Source organism: Pseudoalteromonas sp. P1-25 (assembly GCF_001401805.1).
In the GTDB taxonomy this organism is placed as follows: Bacteria; Pseudomonadota; Gammaproteobacteria; order Enterobacterales; family Alteromonadaceae; genus Pseudoalteromonas.
This window is the reverse complement of the sequence record NZ_LKDW01000017.1, coordinates 46,402-65,238: the sequence shown is the minus strand read 5'-3', so window position 1 is coordinate 65,238 and position 18,837 is coordinate 46,402. Positions and strand designations below refer to the sequence as shown.

Annotated in this window: 12 protein-coding genes and 1 pseudogene; 11 read left to right on the top strand and 2 right to left on the bottom strand. The window is 38.5% G+C overall.

Translation table 11 applies throughout. The features are described 5' to 3' along the window. The first annotated feature begins 225 nt into the window (after positions 1–225). The 3 genes from AN393_RS11870 to dinB all read left to right on the top strand — a co-directional run bounded on the left by AN393_RS11870 (position 226) and on the right by dinB (position 5,304). Positions 226–2,265, top strand: a complete 2,040-nt coding sequence (locus AN393_RS11870; RefSeq protein WP_055018173.1) for an ATP-dependent endonuclease — start codon at positions 226–228, stop codon at positions 2,263–2,265. Further along, entirely contained in the window at positions 2,262–3,995 is a 1,734-nt protein-coding gene (locus AN393_RS11865) for a UvrD-helicase domain-containing protein (RefSeq protein WP_055018172.1), read from the top strand. The genes AN393_RS11870 and AN393_RS11865 overlap by 4 nt, the downstream gene beginning before the upstream one ends. 226 nt (positions 3,996–4,221) lie before the next feature. Further along, positions 4,222–5,304: a DNA polymerase IV gene (gene dinB / locus AN393_RS11860; protein ID WP_055018171.1), complete on the top strand. Its 1,083-nt coding sequence runs from the start codon at positions 4,222–4,224 to the stop codon at positions 5,302–5,304. A gap of 212 nt (positions 5,305–5,516) precedes the next feature. Here dinB and AN393_RS11855 read toward each other — a convergent pair whose 3' ends face one another. Then, complete coding sequence (locus tag AN393_RS11855) at positions 5,517–5,786, bottom strand: hypothetical protein (RefSeq protein WP_055018170.1); 270 nt, start codon at positions 5,784–5,786, stop codon at positions 5,517–5,519. Between the two features lie 96 nt (positions 5,787–5,882). Here AN393_RS11855 and AN393_RS11850 point away from each other — a divergent pair, with 96 nt between their 5' ends. The 7 genes and pseudogenes from AN393_RS11850 to AN393_RS11825 all read left to right on the top strand — a co-directional run bounded on the left by AN393_RS11850 (position 5,883) and on the right by AN393_RS11825 (position 17,590). Then, positions 5,883–13,463, top strand: coding sequence for an FG-GAP-like repeat-containing protein (locus AN393_RS11850; RefSeq protein ID WP_055018169.1), 7,581 nt, complete (start codon positions 5,883–5,885; stop codon positions 13,461–13,463). 2 nt (positions 13,464–13,465) lie between these two features. Further along, complete coding sequence (locus tag AN393_RS11845; RefSeq protein WP_055018168.1) at positions 13,466–14,182, top strand: hypothetical protein; 717 nt, start codon at positions 13,466–13,468, stop codon at positions 14,180–14,182. Between the two features lie 332 nt (positions 14,183–14,514). Next, the gene (locus AN393_RS20740) at positions 14,515–14,676 is read left to right on the top strand and encodes an IS3 family transposase (RefSeq protein WP_082422728.1); all 162 of its coding nucleotides are present in this window, start codon (positions 14,515–14,517) and stop codon (positions 14,674–14,676) included. A 45-nt stretch (positions 14,677–14,721) separates the two neighbouring features. Further along, positions 14,722–15,144 (top strand): hypothetical protein, encoded by a 423-nt coding sequence (locus AN393_RS11840; protein ID WP_152968280.1) that lies wholly within the window; start codon positions 14,722–14,724, stop codon positions 15,142–15,144. A 39-nt stretch (positions 15,145–15,183) separates the two neighbouring features. Continuing rightward, the gene (locus AN393_RS11835) at positions 15,184–15,675 is read left to right on the top strand and encodes a hypothetical protein (RefSeq protein WP_152968279.1); all 492 of its coding nucleotides are present in this window, start codon (positions 15,184–15,186) and stop codon (positions 15,673–15,675) included. Between the two features lie 533 nt (positions 15,676–16,208). Then, positions 16,209–16,358: pseudogene (locus AN393_RS20735) on the top strand (RHS repeat-associated core domain-containing protein); the annotation flags it as partial. Between the two features lie 812 nt (positions 16,359–17,170). Next, the gene (locus tag AN393_RS11825; RefSeq protein WP_055018164.1) at positions 17,171–17,590 is read left to right on the top strand and encodes a hypothetical protein; all 420 of its coding nucleotides are present in this window, start codon (positions 17,171–17,173) and stop codon (positions 17,588–17,590) included. A 546-nt stretch (positions 17,591–18,136) separates the two neighbouring features. Here the strand turns inward: AN393_RS11825 and AN393_RS11815 are convergent. Continuing rightward, complete coding sequence (locus tag AN393_RS11815; protein WP_055018162.1) at positions 18,137–18,400, bottom strand: transposase; 264 nt, start codon at positions 18,398–18,400, stop codon at positions 18,137–18,139. A gap of 96 nt (positions 18,401–18,496) precedes the next feature. On the opposite strand from AN393_RS11815, the gene AN393_RS11810 reads away from it, so the two are divergent. Next, positions 18,497–18,811, top strand: coding sequence for a helix-turn-helix domain-containing protein (locus AN393_RS11810; protein ID WP_055018161.1), 315 nt, complete (start codon positions 18,497–18,499; stop codon positions 18,809–18,811). The last annotated feature ends 26 nt before the right edge of the window (positions 18,812–18,837 follow it).

Below are 18,837 nucleotides of genomic sequence, written 5' to 3'. Positions count from 1 at the left end.
TTTATCAAAAAGCTAATAGGAGTATTTTTTGAAATTATATGAAAATGTCGTGATCTAAAATTTTTGAGTTATTTACTAGTTATCTAAAAAATATAACTTATTTTTAATCAAGTAATTAATGTTATATTCTTAGTGCAGGATATATCCAATATGCTATTTCAGACTTTAAGTACTCATTATGAAGTCGGTTTTAGTAAAGGAAGACTATTAAAGTTGAGGTGCTGAATGGCTATTACAAATGTTCGTGTTGAAGGCTTTCGTTTATTGAAAGATGTTAATCTTTCTCTAGAGAAAGAAACTACTGTTATCGTGGGCAGGAATAATAGTGGAAAAACATCTCTAACCTCTATATTCGAGCGTTTTTTGAGAGATCAAGGTAAGTCAGTTCGACTAGAAGATTTTTCAAGTGAAAATCAGAGTAGGTTTTTTGATGCTAAAAAAGCCTTAGATAATCAAGCAGAGGTAGCTGAAGTTTTAAGTATACTCCCTCGTATTACATTAACGTGTACCTTAGAATATGACACTGAAGCATTAGATATCGGCCCGTTATCTCCTTTTGTAATTGACGTAGATGAAGCATCACATGAAGCTATTGTTTGTATGGTATATAAGCCCAAATTAGACTCTATTTCTAAGCTTCTTACTCCTTTAGATACAAGTGAGAAAGTTGATACCACGGTACATTTTGTTAAGCACCTCAAGGAAAATATTAATTCTTGTTACGACCTAAGTGTATTGGCTTTAGATCCAACTGATAATTCTAACACTAGGGCATTTTCGGGCTCTGTTGAGTTTAATCCTCTGATTATGTGTAATGTTATCCGAGCTCAACGAACCCTAGAGCATGCAAAAGATGGAGAAACAAACGTAATTGGTAAGCTACTGAACAATATGTTCCAAACTGCATCTTCTCCCAATGCAATAAATAGTGATCAAGTGCTAGCATCACAGTTAAGAGCTTCTGTAGAGGGAGTGGAGCATGATATTCAGAAAAGCTTTGACATGATGCTACAAAAGCTTATGCCTGCAATGGGATTACTTGGGTTCCCCGGAATGGATGGAACTGTAATTCAGCCACAAACATTGCTGAATGTAGAGTCCTTGCTCTCTGAACATACAAAGATATGCTACAAGGGGGAAGGTAACGTACATTTGCCTGAGGGCTACAACGGTCTGGGGACAAGGCACTTGATCTATATGTTACTCCATTTGGAGTCTTATCATAAGGAATATAGATCTTTGGAGGTTCGACCTGCAACGCATGTAATTTTTGTAGAAGAACCGGAAGCTCACCTCCATCCTCAAATGCAAGAGGTCTTTATAAGTCAGTTACAAAAAATTGTTAAAAAGTTATCTGAGGCATACCCAGATGACCCAGAATGGAATGTACAGTTTGTAATTACGACCCACTCGTCTCATATAGCAAATACTGCAAACTTTGATGCAATTCGGTATTTTTTAAAGTACCCAAATATATCTAATCCATACACCATTATTAAGGATCTTAAGAAAGGTTTAAAGAAGATTAGTCCAAACGATAAGAAATTTTTGCACAAATACATGACATTAACGAAGTGTGATTTGTACTTCGCAGATAAAGCTATATTGGTCGAAGGTACTACAGAAAGAATCTTGATGCCAAAACTGATTCAACTAGTCGAAGAAGAAATTGAAGAGAATAGTAAACTGTCTTCTCAATACGTTTCTACAATCGAAGTTGGTGGAGCATACGCCCATCTTTTTTACCCCCTATTGGACTTTTTAGAAGTAAAGTCTCTAATAATTACGGACTTAGACTCTGTAAAGCAAGTTAAAAGAAAAACAAGGCTTGTTAGAGTTAAATGTCCTGTAGCCGAAGGGGAGTGGACATCCAATGTTTCGATCAAAAATTGGTTTAAAGAAGAAGAGTGTGCATTTTTGCAGCTATTAATGAATAAGACTGATACAGAGAAGGTTATTGAGAATAGAAGAATTGCTTACCAGGTTCCTGAAGAGGACAATCAGGCTGCATGTGGTAGAAGCTTTGAAGATGCTTTAATTTTAGCAAATATGAAGATGTTTAAAATGCGTAAAAGCGGGAATTATGCGAATCGAGCTTGGCTGGAGGCAAAAAAATTAGCCAAGTCTGATACTGCATTTCGCTTTGCAATATTGGAAGAGAATTGGAATGTTCCAAGGTACATCGTTGAAGGGTTAACATGGCTTTCAGCGCCTAAGCTCACAGTAGAAACCGTTACTTCTGAGGTGGAGAAAAATTGCTTATGAGTGATAAAGCTATTTTAGCAGCCGAAAAAGCACAACAAGAAGTGAACGACTGTATTAAACAGGGTGTTAGTTTTAGACTCGAAGCAGGTGCTGGAGCAGGTAAAACATATTCATTAGTCAAGGCGTTACAAGCAATTATCTTTGATCGAGGGGCTCGGCTTATTAAAGCTAACCAGAGGATAGCATGTATAACATATACTGAAGTTGCAAAGAACGAGATTATTCAAGAAATTGATAGTCATGAAGCTATAGTTGTTGAGACTATTCATTCCTTTTGCTGGTCTTTCATGAGGCACTTTCAAAGTTCGATGAGAGATATTATTAATGAATTTGAAGGATACAAAGAAGAAATTGAGGCTCAAGGTGGAATAGAAGGGAAGCTCATAGAATATAAGAGAGGTTATTTTAAAGCTTACTCAGATAAGATTTCTATCAAGCATGATGACGTCCCTTTATTAATGGCTAGGATATTGAAGCTACCGAAGGTACAGCGTTTGTTTTTTCAGCAGTACCCTATTTTGTTCATAGATGAGTACCAAGATACAAATGTCCAATTTATGGATGCTTTGAACGAAGTATTCATCTCAACTAAGTTTGGCCCTTTGATAGGCTTCTTTGGTGATCATTGGCAAACAATACACTCTACGGATTTTGAACTAAAGAATTATGATTTACATGCTATCGATAAAGGATCTAATTTCCGTTCAACTAAAAAGATTGTTGATGTACTTAATAAGCTGAGACCTAATCTCACACAAAGTGAGCGTCAACAAAGTTTCATGGGCGAAGCGTGCTTTTATCATACGAACTCTTTCAAAGGAGCTCGAAGAACGGATAGCCATAATAAAGGGGACTTACCCATTGAGTCTGTTATCGCTCTGAAAGACACTTTGCTAGAAGACTTAAAAAAAAATGGATGGGATCTAAAAGAGACAAAAGTTCTTATGCTGACGCATAACTTGATTGCTTCGCAACAAGGTTACGGTCAATTAGCAAAAGTATTCGGTAGATATAAGGACTCCTTTACAAAGAAGGAGGATCCTGTCGTTCAGTATTTGGCAGATACAATAGAGCCAATGTGTGAAGCTTTCAAAATGAAAAAGTACGGGGAGATGTTCCGTATCCTCGGTAAATGGCCCACAATAACTTGCCATATGGATAAGTTGAAGTGGAAAAACGAAATTAATCAACTTAATGAGCTCAGAGAAACAAAAGATATTGGAAGTGTTATCTCTTTCCTTCTATCTTCAGAAAAGCTTCCGAAGAGTAAGAAGGTTCTAAAACTAGAGAAAGAGTTGAAGGAAGGTTTAGCTAATATAGAAAATACCCCATTATCAAATAGCTTGGTTAAATATCAAAGACTATTAAAAATTCCGTATTCAGAATTAATTAACCTTGTGTTTTTCTTGGGTGGTGGAACGCCGCTGGCCACACAGCATGGTGTAAAAGGCGCTGAATATGACAATGTCTTAGTCATACTCAGTGGAGGCTGGAATCATTACAATTGGCCTAGATTTTTAGATTTATTAAAGACAAAAAAAATAAATAAAGATCATCACGATGGATTCTATAGATCTAGGAACTTGTTTTATGTGTCTATATCTAGGCCGAAGCAGCGATTAGCGGTTTTAACGACACAAGCACTATCAGCTAATGCTATATTGGCAGCTGAAGAGCTTTTTGGTGTGGATAATGTAGTCGATATTGAAGTCCCAGTCATAGATAGTTAAACAGAACTATTATTTATTAAATTTTATCCCTAATTACATGGTTTTACTGTTCTTTTCTGTCTCACCTAATTACTAGGTCAGCAACAGTAAGGTAGTAAGTGTTATAAAGCTTTAAATTAAGGCTTTTATGTCTGCCTAATTGAAGTTGTTATTAATTACTTTTTATATATACTGTTTTTATATACAGCTTTTTGTCATTTAATCATGTACCGGTAATGCTAATCAAATGAGTGAAAGTTCATCAATCACCTATCGTAAAATTATTCATGTTGATATGGATGCATTCTATGTATCAGTAGAAATTAGAGATAATCCATCTTTAGCCAATAAGCCTGTTGCTGTCGGTGGAAGCCGTACTTCTAGAGGTGTTTTATCTACATGTAATTATATTGCTCGGCAATTTGGAGTTAAAAGTGCGATGCCAACAAGTGTGGCTCTGCGTAAATGCCCAGATCTAGTTCTTTTGAGGGGGAGGATGGATGTTTACAAGCTTGTAAGCTCTCAAATCCGTGAAATATTTGAGAGGTACACTGATTTAATAGAGCCTCTGAGCTTAGATGAAGCATATTTAGATGTTACTAATTGTCACTTGTTTGGTGGCTCCGCAACATTAATTGCTCAGGATATTTGCCGTTCAATATATGCAGAGCTTAACCTTACAGCATCCGCTGGTATTGCCCCAGTTAAATATCTAGCTAAAGTCGCTTCTGACCTAAATAAACCTAATGGCATTTTCGTCATTCCACCTAAAAATGTAGACTCTTTTATAGACAATATGGAATTAAAAAAAATTCCAGGTGTAGGGAGAGTTACAAATGATAAACTGCTTTCAAATGGTTTTAAATATGGCAAAGATGTTAAGGCATCTAGCCTTGAATATTTATCTTCTAGATACGGTAAGTTGGGCAGACTGCTATGGGAAAGATGCAGTGGTGTTGATGATAGACCAGTTGTTACAAGTAGAGAAAGAAAATCTGTAGGTGTTGAGAGGACTTTTCCTGAAGACATTTCTGAAACTCAAGAGCTTGAACGAATTCTCTTTGAGAAGCTATTACCTGAACTTGAACAAAGAGCATCTAAGTACCTCAATAATAGAGGAATAAGTAAAATTGGGATTAAAGTAAAGTTTTCTGATTTTCACCAAACGACAAAGGAGTTCTCTACTGAAAAGTTAGATCGTACAATCCTTTGTGAGTTGCTCTATGAAGCTTTCCTGCGTGGCGGAGGAAAGCATGTTCGCTTACTCGGTGTGCATATAGGGTTATCACCTGAGAAAGTTGAATCAGAACAGATTTCATTTGATTGGTAGTATTGTTCAATAACACGATTCAAAGTCGTTTACTTTATATTTCACTAGGAGTAAGCAGAATATCGCTAAATCCCCAAATTAAGATACGCACACTCATGCTTATGCTGCAAACGACTTAAGGTTTAAGTCTGGAAGAAGTTACACATTACGCAATGTAATAAAAGTTATTATATGACTTTATAAACCAGACTTTAAACTTCAATGAATCTAGATTATTTTCTTGATAACCATGATTGGATAACTTTATCAATTTGAGGAAAGCTATTAGGGGCTACCTCTTTAAGGTGATTCAACTCAGATTTACAAAAATCTTTGTAATTTTCAGTTGAAACAGTTTGCTTCCCTTCTTTTTTAATTGCTTTTATACATTTTTTATAGCTCTCAAATGCATCATAAACAGGGTCAGATTTAGCGTGTACTAATTGTGTTGATGAAAGCGTCAAAACAACTAATATTCTAGCAAAAAAATTGAGTTGGGCCATAAAACCTCTATGCTTTTATTTACGTTTGATTGACAATTGTTTGATAATTAATTAATTTATAACTTTGGTTTAATATTGTCAATGGAGTGACGTGCCATGTTCCGTGTTGTTTTTTTTGCGTTATTATTTCTTTCTTTCTCAGCCAGAGCTGCATATTTTGTTAACTTGCCAGCCTCACCAAACATTACTGGTAGTTATACATTAAGTTGGAATGCTGAGGCCGGGGATTCTGGTTTTTATTTATATGAAACAAAATCAGGCACCAGAACGTTGGTATATAGCGGCAGTGGTAGCAGTAAGTCTTTTTCAGCAAAAGCCAATGGTACATATAATTATGAACTTGAAGGTTTAACAACTGTATGGATCCGAGGTGAACCAATTATTCGTCGTCAGCTAATGGACTCTTACACTTTATCAGTCAATAAACTTTCGCCTCCTCCTAAAATGTCTACACCAAGTGCAGATACCGACGATAACGACTACTCTATTGCTATTTCTTGGTCAGCTAGTACAGGAACATCGATTTCAAAATATAATCTACAAGTACAGAAAAATAGCGGTTCTTGGTCTAATGCTTATGTGGGCACTTCGAGAAGCTTCCAGTATAAACCTACTTCCGATGGTATCTACACTTTCAGAGTTCGTGCCTATAATTCTGCTGGTTGGGGCGTTTTCAGTAATACTGATAGTACTAATTCTGCTAAAAAGCCCAGTGAACCAAGCTCAATCTCCGGTAATCCTGCGACCACAACTTCCGGATCATTTACGGTTAGTTGGGGGGCTGCTTCAAATGCAGATTCGTATCAACTTGAACAACAAACTAATAGTGGCTCGTGGGCAGTAAAGTATAGTGGTACAAGTCGAAGTAAAAGCTTTTCACTAGATGACGGAGTATATCGGTTCAGAGTTCGAGGTAAAAATACGACAGGTAGTTATACATCTTACGGTAACTTCAAATACTCTAGTGTTTCTAAAGTGGCTAAAACACCTGGAACGCCAGGCACAATATCTGGCGTTCCTACTAACAGTGCTACAGGGACATTTAGTCTGTCTTGGGGGGCAGCCTCAGGTAATGTTGACTACTACAATCTCCTCATTGAAAAAGATGGTGTAGTTAATCAGACAAAGATTAAAGTTACTTCCCGAAGTAAGGTATATCAGGTGACAGAAGATGGAACCTACCGTTTCAAAGTAGAGGCTTGTAACGAAGTATCAGGGTTTGTAACCTGTGGTGGGGTACGGAATTCAGGGGTGGCTACAGTACAAATTGTGCCAACGCCAGGCGCAATTTCTACGGTTGATGATCAAGCTGTAACATCGTTAAATGGAAGTAGTTTAGTTAGCGATTTAGTTGCTGAAATTAAGGGGCATAGCTCTGTTGATGGTGGGGCATTTAATTATTCTGTGCCTGTGACTTTACCCCCTGGTAGACGGGGAATGCAACCCTCTATTTCCCTTAATTACTCAAGCCAAAGCGGAGAGGGACTCGCAGGATATGGATGGAACTTGTCCGCTGGCGGTGCTGTTCACCGTTGTACTGAGATATATGATTTAGATGGAAGTGCCACATCTGTACTTTATGATATCAACGACAAGCTCTGTATAAACGGAAAAAGACTGCTTAAGGTAAATGGGACATACGGCCGAGCCGGCGCAACGTATCAGACAGAGCGTGACCCAAGTTTTACAGTAGAGCAACTTGGAGGTCACATCGGCTCAAATTCCGCGTACTTCAAAGTTCACTATCCAAACGGTAATACAGAAATTTATGGAAATAGCTCTAATTCTCGTAAGATAAGGTCAGGTCATAGCGTTGCGGAAAGCTGGATGCTTGCGCTGATAGAAGACGCGTTTAAAAATGAAGTGGAATACGAATACTTTGGTGTAACTGGGAACCTATACCTGAAAAATATTTTTTACACTGGACATAGCGGTACGCGAGGTACCCGTAGAGCAAACTTTGTTTACTCAACCATTGACGGCTCAGAAAAATTCTCATTCGGTGGTAAGTCTTTATCAAATCGCCTGTTAAAACGTATTGATATTTACATAGATGAAACCTTAGAGGCGAACTGGCGACTTGAGCATGCATCGCCTGCGAATGATGGCATCTATCAGATATATCTATTAAACAAGTTAAAATATTGTGACGGTTCAGGTAATAGTGATTGTATAGCAACAGATTTCGATTGGTACAATTCTAGCTTCACTTATTCTGAAGGTGCTAATCATCCGCTCGAAAGTATTACCGACCAATTTTTGGTGGGGCAAACCATTTATCGCGAAGGTGATTATGATAATGATGGTGTTCTCGACCTATCCGGTGCCGATGGTATCTATCTATCAGGAGGCGGTTTCATGTCATGGAGTAGCTTGCCTGGATATGGGTCTTCAGGGGTTGGCACCTCTTCTGGAGACTCGTCACTCTCAAACGACATAGGTGAATATCGTTATACTTCTGTGAATGGAGCTATGGACTTTAACGGTGATGGCACCACTGACATCATTTACAAAGACAGTAACGACAGAATAAAAATTGCCTCATATGATAACGGTAATATTTCATTACTCAAAGATACGGGCATTGATGCAGGCTGCTATCTGAGTTATTCAAATCTCAACACTTTAGCAATGTGTAATAATTTTGTTATTGACTTCGATGGGGATGGGAGAAAAGATCTATTAGTAGCTACAAAGGCGGAAACATCAGACCCAACTGAAGGCATTATAACCTACAAAGCATATATGAACTCAGGGAATAGCTTTACATTTGCTGGTCAAATAGCGCTTAATATTCGTTTCTCTGTTAATCCAATTGATGTTAATGGAGATGGTACGATAGACCTTGCAGGCGCAACATTTGGTAAGTCGCCTTGGTGGTACGAAACGAATTATAATAAGAATACTGGACAACTCACATTCACACATCGCTCGCATACACTGAATGTAAATTTTAATGAGTTTCTGCGAACAGCTCCTGGTAAATGGATTGACTTTAATGGTGACGGTTTACCAGACATATTAACGCTTCACCTTGCGAACTCCCAAGACAATACTTACACTTTTTCGATTGCGATCAACAAGGGCAATGGCAGCTTCGCAAGCCCTGTCTCGACGGGGAAAAGAGAGTTTGCTTACGGCTCTTCCTTGCATGGGGGGGTGGCTAATGAAAATGAAGCAGAGGGGTTAGTTTATAATAACTTCATCAAAGTTTTCGATTTTAACGGTGATGGACGTCAGGACTTATTAGTACCAACCGGAACAACAAGTTATCGATATCAATGTTGGGACCACTCTACAAATCAGGATTGTAGAGCAATTGATGGTGCAGAGCGGCCACGCTTTCATATCTATGACGCATTTGCATGGGACGTATGGATTACACAGGAAGATGGCGTATCTTTTCAAGTACATGACCTAGGCTCAAATGTAATAGGCGCACTAGCAACTATGTCAGTAGTAGATCTCGATGGTGACGGACGCGATGACTTTGTCAGTGGGTTGGGTTTTGAGTCTTCAGCAGTAAAGAGACGTTGGTATTATGGTTCAAAATCAGGGGGCATAGGCTCAAACCCTCGTGGATACCTAACTTATTTGAGAGACTCAACTGAAAATTATACCATCCGTGAGGTAACCACAGGCATGGGGGTTAAAGCTAAAGTGAGCTATGACCAACTCGCGAACGTTTCTATTTCTAACAATAGCTTTTCATTGTTCGAAAACTATCCCTATGTGCGCTTTACTAACACAATGCGTGTAGTTGATACTTTCGAAGAGGATAATGGCGTAGGCTCATTAAACACAACTCAATATCAGTATGGAGTACCCATTTTCCATCTTGCAGGTCGAGGGTTTCAAGGTTTCGAATCTATTGAAACTGTGCAATCAACGCCATCAATGGAGGTGACAGGTTCAAACATCGATTTCAAAACGACAATAGAATTCGAGCATATTTTTCCTTGGTCAGGTATGGTTAAAACAACTCGAAAAGAGGATTTAACTAACAATTTTCTGTTAAGTACTGCAACCTATTCAAGAGCTGAAAGTGTAAATCCTTATATTACAGGCGAACCATACTGTTTTTATTCCCCTTCAACAGTTAATACGAGTTATGGGGCAAGCGGTGAATGGCTGTCAACGACAACAACTGATATCGAGAAGAACACGTTATGCCAGGTAACTCATAAAACAGTATTGAAAGAGGATGATTACACGTCAAAAACAGTAATTAATAACACTACTTACTTTTCAAACGGTTATATCAGTCTCCCAGATAGCGCAGAAGTTGAAAGTCGAACTAGCTACACTTTAAGTGGGCTCCCTTCAGGTGAGAGAGCGATTCGAAAAGTACTCCGGTATACGAATTATGATCCTACAACCTATGTAGTTACTGAAAGCGGAGTGAAAAATGGCGCTGGGGTAATCAAGCGTAAGAAAGTTTTTTCAGACTTTGATGTTTATGGACAACCCAAAACAATAACAGAAGGGGAACGATGGAAAAAGCTTGTTTACTCAAATGACGGATATTTTGTTGAAATAGTTAGAAATAGGCAGTGGGGTACCAGTTTTGACGCATCAACTTCCTACTTCGACAAATTAACTGGAGCAGCGGAAAGTCAAATTAATGCAAGCGGTGTTAGCACTGATAGCACCGTTAACTTTCTTGGTCAGGTATTAAGCACTGCTGTGTCTAAAAGTGGAACTCTTTTATCTCCTATTGTCTATACACAATATTTATGGGGAAGCGGAGATTATCCAGTTATTGTGAAAACAGTTCAAGATGGAGCGCCTGTCGTTACAGAGTATCTAGATAGCTTGGGTCGTTCGGTCAAAACAGAAACGACTGGTTTTGATGGATCTTTAATAATTTCTGAAACTGAATTCGACGAGAGAGGGAATGTACTTCGTTCTATCACGCCTACGGCGAGTTACTCAACAAGAACTTCGGTAGAGTTTGGTGCTTATGATGCTCTTGGAAGGCCTGAATTTAAAAGTGTTGATGATGGACTAGTAAATTATGTGTCTAATTATTTCTATACGGGACTTATTACGACTATTGATGTAGCTGGAACATCACTTGCTGAAGGCGAATCAGTTTCTCATATAGGGAGTCGTTCTGATAGTGTTGGGACAATGTCTAGAATCTATAACTCATTTGGTGAGCTTCTTAAGACTATTGATGTTAAAGATGGAGTAACGTTATTTGCATATGATAGTGCTGGAAACCCTGACTTTATAAAAGACGCAAAAGGAAGTGTAACCACCGCTGTATACGATGATCTTGGTCAAAAGATAAGTTTTTCAGACCCTAATATGGGAAGCTGGTCATTCACTTACAATCAGTTTGGGGAGTTAGAAACGCAAACAGATGCAAGAGGAGTGATTGTTCAGCCTGAGTATGATTTTTTAGGCCGTGTCAGGACAGTCAACGGCCGCACTTGGTCGTATGATAGTGCAGGAAAAGGCTTGCTCGATTCTACCAACTCTGGTTCGGGTGAAATTAAGAATTTTGAATATGACTCATTGTTGCGAGTTAATAAGGTTACGACCACAATTGATGGCATCAACTTTATTCAGGAATATGCCTATCACTCTACTTTAGGTGTATTGAAAGCTGAGAAATACCCTAGTAACGAAGTGATTGGGTATGAATATAATGAGTACGGTTACCTAGAACGCGAGTTCCGACACCTATTACATGCAGATGAGACACTCAGAAAAATTGATGAGATAGATGCATTCGGGAATGTCGTTAAGCAAGTATTGAGTGGGAATATATACCAAAACTTTTATCGGCATGATAATGGCTCAGTCAACGGTATTTGTAGTGGGACAAGTTACAGCTGTGCTACCAAGTATCAATCCATTGATTATGGATATGATGGTATGGGAAATCTAACGCACCAGCAAAATCTGATTACAAACCTAAAAGAAGAGTATACCTACGATAATTTGATGCGTGTTCAGGCTGCACAGTATTCTCGTAATGGTACAGCTGAAGCTAATATCGATTACAACTATGATGCAGTAGGGAACCTAACGCAAAAAAGTGATTATGCTGGCACGTATTACTATAACAGCAACCGAAGTCAGGGGGGAAATGCAGGGCCTAATGCAGTGAGGCGTGTAATCAAAAGTTCTGGAAGTGTCAATTTCTCATACGACAACAACGGAAACATGTTGACTGGAGATGGCTTATCTGAAGCTATTTATAATGTAGATAATAAACCAACAAGGTTGATTAAAAACGCTGTAACAACAACATTCAGTTATGGCGCTGACGGTATGCGCTTTAAGCAAACAAAACAAAGTGGTAGCCTTACAACTACTACTTATTATATTGGTAAAGGGTTTGAGCGTGAGATCCAGCCAGGTAACAAGGTATTAGACAAGACTTATGTTGGGGGTCATACCACATTATATTTAGCAGTAAGTGGTAACCCAAGCTATCCGACATCAGTATTGCATTCATTAGAAGATAGATTAGGTAGTCCTACTGTACTTTTGACAGGTAGAGACAGTACACCTAACATTATTCGTTATAGAGCACATGGTATTTTTGGGCGGCCAATAGATGCCGGTACTGGCAATAAGCTTATAAATCTTGCTGATTGGGATGATTTAGCCAGAGGGTATACAGGCCATGAGCAGCTAATAGAGCAGCAGTTAATTCATATGAACGGGCGAGTGTACGATTATAACCTCGGTAGGTTTATGAGTGTTGATCCTTTCATACAAAGCCCGTTGAACAGCCAAAGTTTAAACCCATATACATACATTATGAATAACCCAATGGCTGGAGTAGATCCAACAGGGTATGTTGCTCAGGGAACCAATGCATCTAACTGGAGGACGAGTGGGTGTGATTTAGACCCGATGGGGTGCACTAGCACACCAACTGAAAAAGCCTTCTCTGCTTATGTAGGAAGTGGTGAGTCCAATATGCACCAAAGCTTTTCTGATAACTTAGAGAAGTTTAATAAACGGATGGAGCAGCAGTTAGAAGATAATTGGACAGATCATGCCTATGCAGGATTAACCAGCGTTACTATTACTGATTTACCTAGTAGTACCAATCAAGGTGGTGATACAGAAAGAACTTGGGGCAGCTATTTACCCTTCACGCAGACTGGCGATGAGTCTGCACAATTTTGGGCTAATAGGTTGGTTGCTGCGGGAGGTGGCTTTACTGACGACCCTGTAGCATCCGCAGGTTTATTTTTCTCTTCATTATGGACGCCTAATACAGCCGCAGATACCTCTTTTGCTTTGTTTGGAGGAGAGTTTTTAGCATTAGGTGGTAAAGCCCTTTCCTACGCAGGGTCAAAAATTATTGGTAATGCACAATCTACAGGTACACTAGGGCACGAAACAATATCCAAAATGTATGCATATGCTTATGCTTTAAATCCTAATGTTACAAAAGTCACCATGGATTTGGGGTATAAAAGGTTAATGGATGGCGTGAAAAGCATGAGGCTAAAATACGGTCCGCGTCCAGATGTTGCAGCAGCATTTAAAGATGGTTCTGTCAGAGTTAAAGAGATAGCATCTAAAACAGATAATCCCGCTCAGTTAATTCAAAGAAATGCTAATAAGATGAGAAATGAAGGTATTTCTGGTTCAGTAAGTGTGAATAATTGGGCTGTCCAACTTCAAAAGTGGTTTGGTAAATAATTATGTTTTTCAAAAGTAAAACTAAATATAACGTTACTAAAGCATATTTCTTGGTAACCGATGATAATTCGATAAACTTGAGTAGCTTAGTTGATACATTTCTTCAGCATAGTACGTATGAAGCTACGCATTTTTCTATTAACTATGACGAAATTAAAGATATAAGGCTTTTTTTGCAAGAGGAAGAATCCCTAAGCACTGAACAGTTAGAGAATTTGGATTTTTATGATGCCAGTAGCAGGCCCGTGCTAACAGTAAACAAGGTGTTTTCATACCTAAAGCTTGATTTTTCAGTGCTGGAATTTACGAGTCTAACGAGCTTTGATGAGGGATTTAAAAGAGAGATTCAATTGTTTAATTGCGATTCTGTCGCTGAGACTGTTACCTACGGATATAGTAGAATTTTAAATGGTGACTATTTACCCGTAACTGAAGAGAAAATTAAAAAAGGGTTGTTTGGTGGCACCTCAACCTCAATAGGTAGCGAAGAAGCAAAGTGGTTAGTGCACCCTAAAGACATAGCTGAGGGTGCAATTAAAGGTTATTACCCGCTAAATTATTTGAATGACAAGGGGTTTAGTGTTGCTCAACAAAATGCTGACAGTTTGTTTGATAGCCAGCAAAGGAAGGGTAATATTCTTTTAGTCGATAAGCAATCCCAGCGGAAGCTATCTCGTAAACCGCCATTAAAAAAGTACACTCACTTTTCTGAGACTTAAATGATGAGAGGCTGTCTTGAGCATTAGAGCGGCCTCCACCCAATCATCATCACTATTTTTCGACCATATTAAACATCGCAACCATCCAAACTATCTAACTACCCAGCACCTAATTGTCTAAATGTTGGCGATTGCTAGTAATGCTTTCAAACTAATTTCATAATGATGCTAACAACGAAAAAGGTGTCATGGGGTCAAGTTTTATTGATGATGGGCAACTATGAAATCATTAGTAACGGATTGATGATGTTGGGAAAATGAGTAGGTTAAGGTAGGACGAACTGTAACTCCACCCAATTTAGTACAGCTTTTTTGCAACGATTTAAAAGCGGATAATTAAAAGGAAGATTTACTCAACACGCAATGATGCGAAAGCAGAGATATTTAATTTTATAGAAATGTTTTACAATCCGAAAAAACGTCACTCGCATACAGGCGGTGTTTCACCTGCTAAATTTGAGGAAGCGTATTTTTCTGAGTTAGAAACTGTCTAGTGAAAGCTGGGAAGTCCAAAGACAACAAGAAAAAAAGTTAAAACCTTGAGAAGTACTGAAGGTGAAAATGAAGAGGGCTTTCTTATGCGGCTGAGTGCAGAGGTTTATGGCTTATCACAAGAAAATAGCGTTGAGCACTGTGCAAACATCTGCACTGTGAATGACAAATTTTCTGCTGAAATTTATACCGACGGAACACCACTACAATGCGGTGTCGCTACGAATTCTTGCTCATCATCAAATGAATCTCCAGTAGGCAAAGCAATACATGCACACGTTAAGCGCTTCAAGATTACCAGAGAATTGAGAAAAATGTATCCGAGTGTCTGGAACTCTAGTCAAAGGAGAGGAACTGCTGATGTACACAATTTCTCACGAAATGACGAAGACTTTGTTAAAGGTGGAACTGGGCTGTATCTAGCAACTCCAGATGGTTACAAATATCTGTCATCTACAACTAAGGAATAATCAAAAATGAAGCACAGTACATACTGGATATCCGCTTGTTTGGCGCTAGCAAGTTTTACCTCGTGCGCAATATCGCAAGAGAAATCTGACCTTTCATATACAGGCATACCAGACCTTTATGTGGAGCTTAAAGAAATTCATTTAGTTGATGTTGACAGGGTAAAATATTCAGCGTATGTAAACCACGACTTCGGTTTGAATAAAGTGTCTATATTGAGAAATGAGGCACTAGTTGAGGTTACTGGGAAGTGCTTTCAAGATATTCACTTTCCCGATTTACAAACACTTAAAGTGTCCAAGAGTGTTTCAAATGAAGGCTTAGAGGTAGAAACAACTATTTTTAAAATGGATTTTCATTATTTTGGTGACAAGAACGATGCCTTATCTGAAGATATCGATTTGCAAGACTGGAGCTTTAAGCTACTAATTACCGATGATTTATCAGGTAAGCTAGAATTGAAAGGCAAAGCTCGGAAGTTATCACTTGAGTGCGAAATTAGTACCACTAAATCAGGTGAAATAGTGAGATAGATTGATCAAAATAGTCACTCCCCGATAAAAGCTAGCCCGTCCACCCCCACCCCGCCCCAGTGGTGGGCAAGCTATATGAGCCTGCACGTTAACCGCTCATATTTAAATGTTGGGTATGCCCAATCTCTGAGCCATAAAGGTTTGGTTATGTGTAAACATAAACCACAGATTTGTTATTGCGCAGTGCGTGTACACTGCCAAAAACTGGACCGACATTGGCACTAAACGATGACTGAGGCGAAAGCCGAGGGTCTAATTAATCATCAAATGATGCTTAATTACAATGCCTAAATTCATATGGGTGACTGGTGCATATTCACACCAATCGACGTCATGACTAGATGCATAGTCATATTTAAATTGAGTTTAAAAAGTAACAACTCTTGGTTTTTGAACAAAAGATCAAGAAAACACAGCTGCCTGCTTGACCGGAACTTTCTAATGGGTGACCCCACTCACTTTATTGATTAGTATGCTTTACCTTATTGATTCTGATGCTCTTTAACACGTTGCGATGATCGTACTTTGTCTGCATACATATGAACGGTCGGGTGTACGATTATAACCTCGGTAGGTTTATGAGTGTTGATCCTTTCATACAAAGCCCGTTGAACAGTCAAAGTTTAAACCCATATACATACATTATGAATAACCCAATGACTGGAGTAGATCCAACAGGGTATGTTGCTCAGGGAACCAATGCATCTAACTGGAGGACGAGTGGGTGTGATTTAGACCCTATGGGGTGCACTAGCACACCAACGGAAAAAGCCTTCTCTGCTTATGTAGGAAGTGGTGAATCCAATATGCACCAAAGCTTTTCTGATAACTTAGAGAAGTTTAATAATCGGATGGAGCAGCAGTTAGAAGATAATTGGACAGATCATGCCTATGCAGGATTAACCAGTGCTACTATTACTGATTTACCTAGTGGTACCAGTGGAGAAGCACAACCAATCCAGCGCATTTCTTATGGTGATGGTCAAACTTTTGTTATTGACCCTAACAACCAAACTGCAACACTCGTTGATTCAGATGGCAATGTAGTTTCAAGCACAAATCGTGACGATCCTAATTATGCTGGCCAGCAAATGGCAGAAAATTGGATAATGACAGGCTTGACCGCTTTATTACCTAGAATGTTCAAAACAATGAACATACGAGGTGGGGCTAAAGGGCTTGTTGGTAAGGATTTTGAAGACTGGCTAACCAAAAAATTAGGCGGAAATGGCGGGTTTATGATTGGTGGCCGAGATATAGACGGTGGTGTTGGAAACACTTGGTGGAAGGCGAAGTTAGGTCAGTACTGGGATAGGATTATAAGCAAGCCCAAACTTCTTGAAAAGTTTAAGAGCGACATGGGTGCAAGGCTTAGAATTGCTACAGACAATAATAAAATTTACCAGCTTCATTCGAACACACCGATTCCTAAGCCTGTGCAGACATGGCTAGATAAAAAAGGGATAACATACTTTGAGCATCTGGATTAACGAATATGAGCCAAACAACAAGCATTGATTTTGAAGTTAGCAAACCTTTTGATGCGATAGAATTTATAAAGTATTTAGAGCACCAAGGTTGGGCTGCCTCTTATGATGGGAAAATTACGTACCTCCCAGCGGGAGATGATGGAATGTATGACTGGCGGGTTGCTAGCTCAAATGATTTTGAGTTAGTTTTTGAGGAGTTACAGAAAAAAGTATTATCCAAAGAAAGTATAGGGGTTGTTTTGATTGATAAGGAGACTAATTGCGGAGGGGAGCTTTTGATATGGCCCGATTACACAAGTTTTTCTCTTAGCCTATCAATAAAATCCAATGAATTAAGAGAGAGTGAGTATTACATCGATAAAATCAGTGAGTCATTAGCCTCTAAAGGGGTTGAGTTATCAAATGTTGAGGTAGACATTCTATAGTGTCAATGATTCTAGTAATGCAATTGAATTCAGCATTACTAGCAATCTCCATCATTGTATAAACCTTTCTAGTTTTCAGCCATATTCTGGAAAGTTTTGAAGGGCAGTATTGTCAATATTAGGCACTTAGAGGACTAGATAGAACTGAGTTGATAGATCGTTTAGATATTCCTGCTTCTCGTAATTATATCGTGGGACAGAAAGAGTTTGAGGATGCATTCTCTAATGAGGCACTGTACAAGGCTTGGGAACAATATCTGATAGACCATAATAGAGACATTCCTGATAACTGGAATGTTGATTCCATTGCAGCTGTAAGAACAGAATGCCAAGACGAAAACGGAAAGTTTTCCAAGAAGATTACCGTCTGAATCAAGGCGGAAAGAAAATGAGTAAGCCAATATTCGGTGGTGTCCTGGGCGAATTTCAAGAAAATCATGAAATTCCACAAAGAGTCATGGACTTAATAGATGCCGTGCGTCATGCATAACAAGTTACTTCAAGCGGATTTTACAGTATCTACTAAGCTGTACTATTAAGCGTTATTTATTTTAGCTCTCGAGCAAAAATTGATGCTGCTTTAATCAAGATTTTCCTATCTTCCGATACAGTCTTAAGTTGCTCCTCAAGTCTTCTTATAATAAATTTTCCTTTTGAGTTTTTAGCTGCCTCATTATTTTCTTTAAGCCAAGAATAAATAGTGCTTTTGGATACATTTAGGTCCTGCGAAACGTGTTGTACTTTTTCACCGTGTTCATAAACTCTTTTAAATACTTGGTCTCGAATTTTTTCTGAATATGGTCTAGACACTTATCAATCACCTATAAAGCTTAGAGATCCTAAGTATACATGATAGATTTAAACTTAGAGAATCTAAGTATTAGAAATTTTTAAAATGAATGACATTTGGAATTTATCAATCCACTGCCTTTGCGCCTCAAGCAAGCTAGAACAAAAGCAAATATATCCCAAAAAGATCTGGGGATTAGTATTGGTTTGGATCCTAGCTCAGCGAGTGGACGTATGAATCATTATGAGAAAGGAAGGCATACACCAGATCTTCAGACTTTGAAAAGGTTAGCTGAAAAGCTTGGGGTCCCACTAAATTATTTTTTTTGTGAGACTGAAGATATGGCTGAGCTAGTTTTGTTTTTTAATTCTCTAAGCAAAAAAGATAAGATCAAATTTTTAGAAAAAATTAAATTGAATGATAATGTATAAAAATAGGAACTTTTAATCCTTGATTC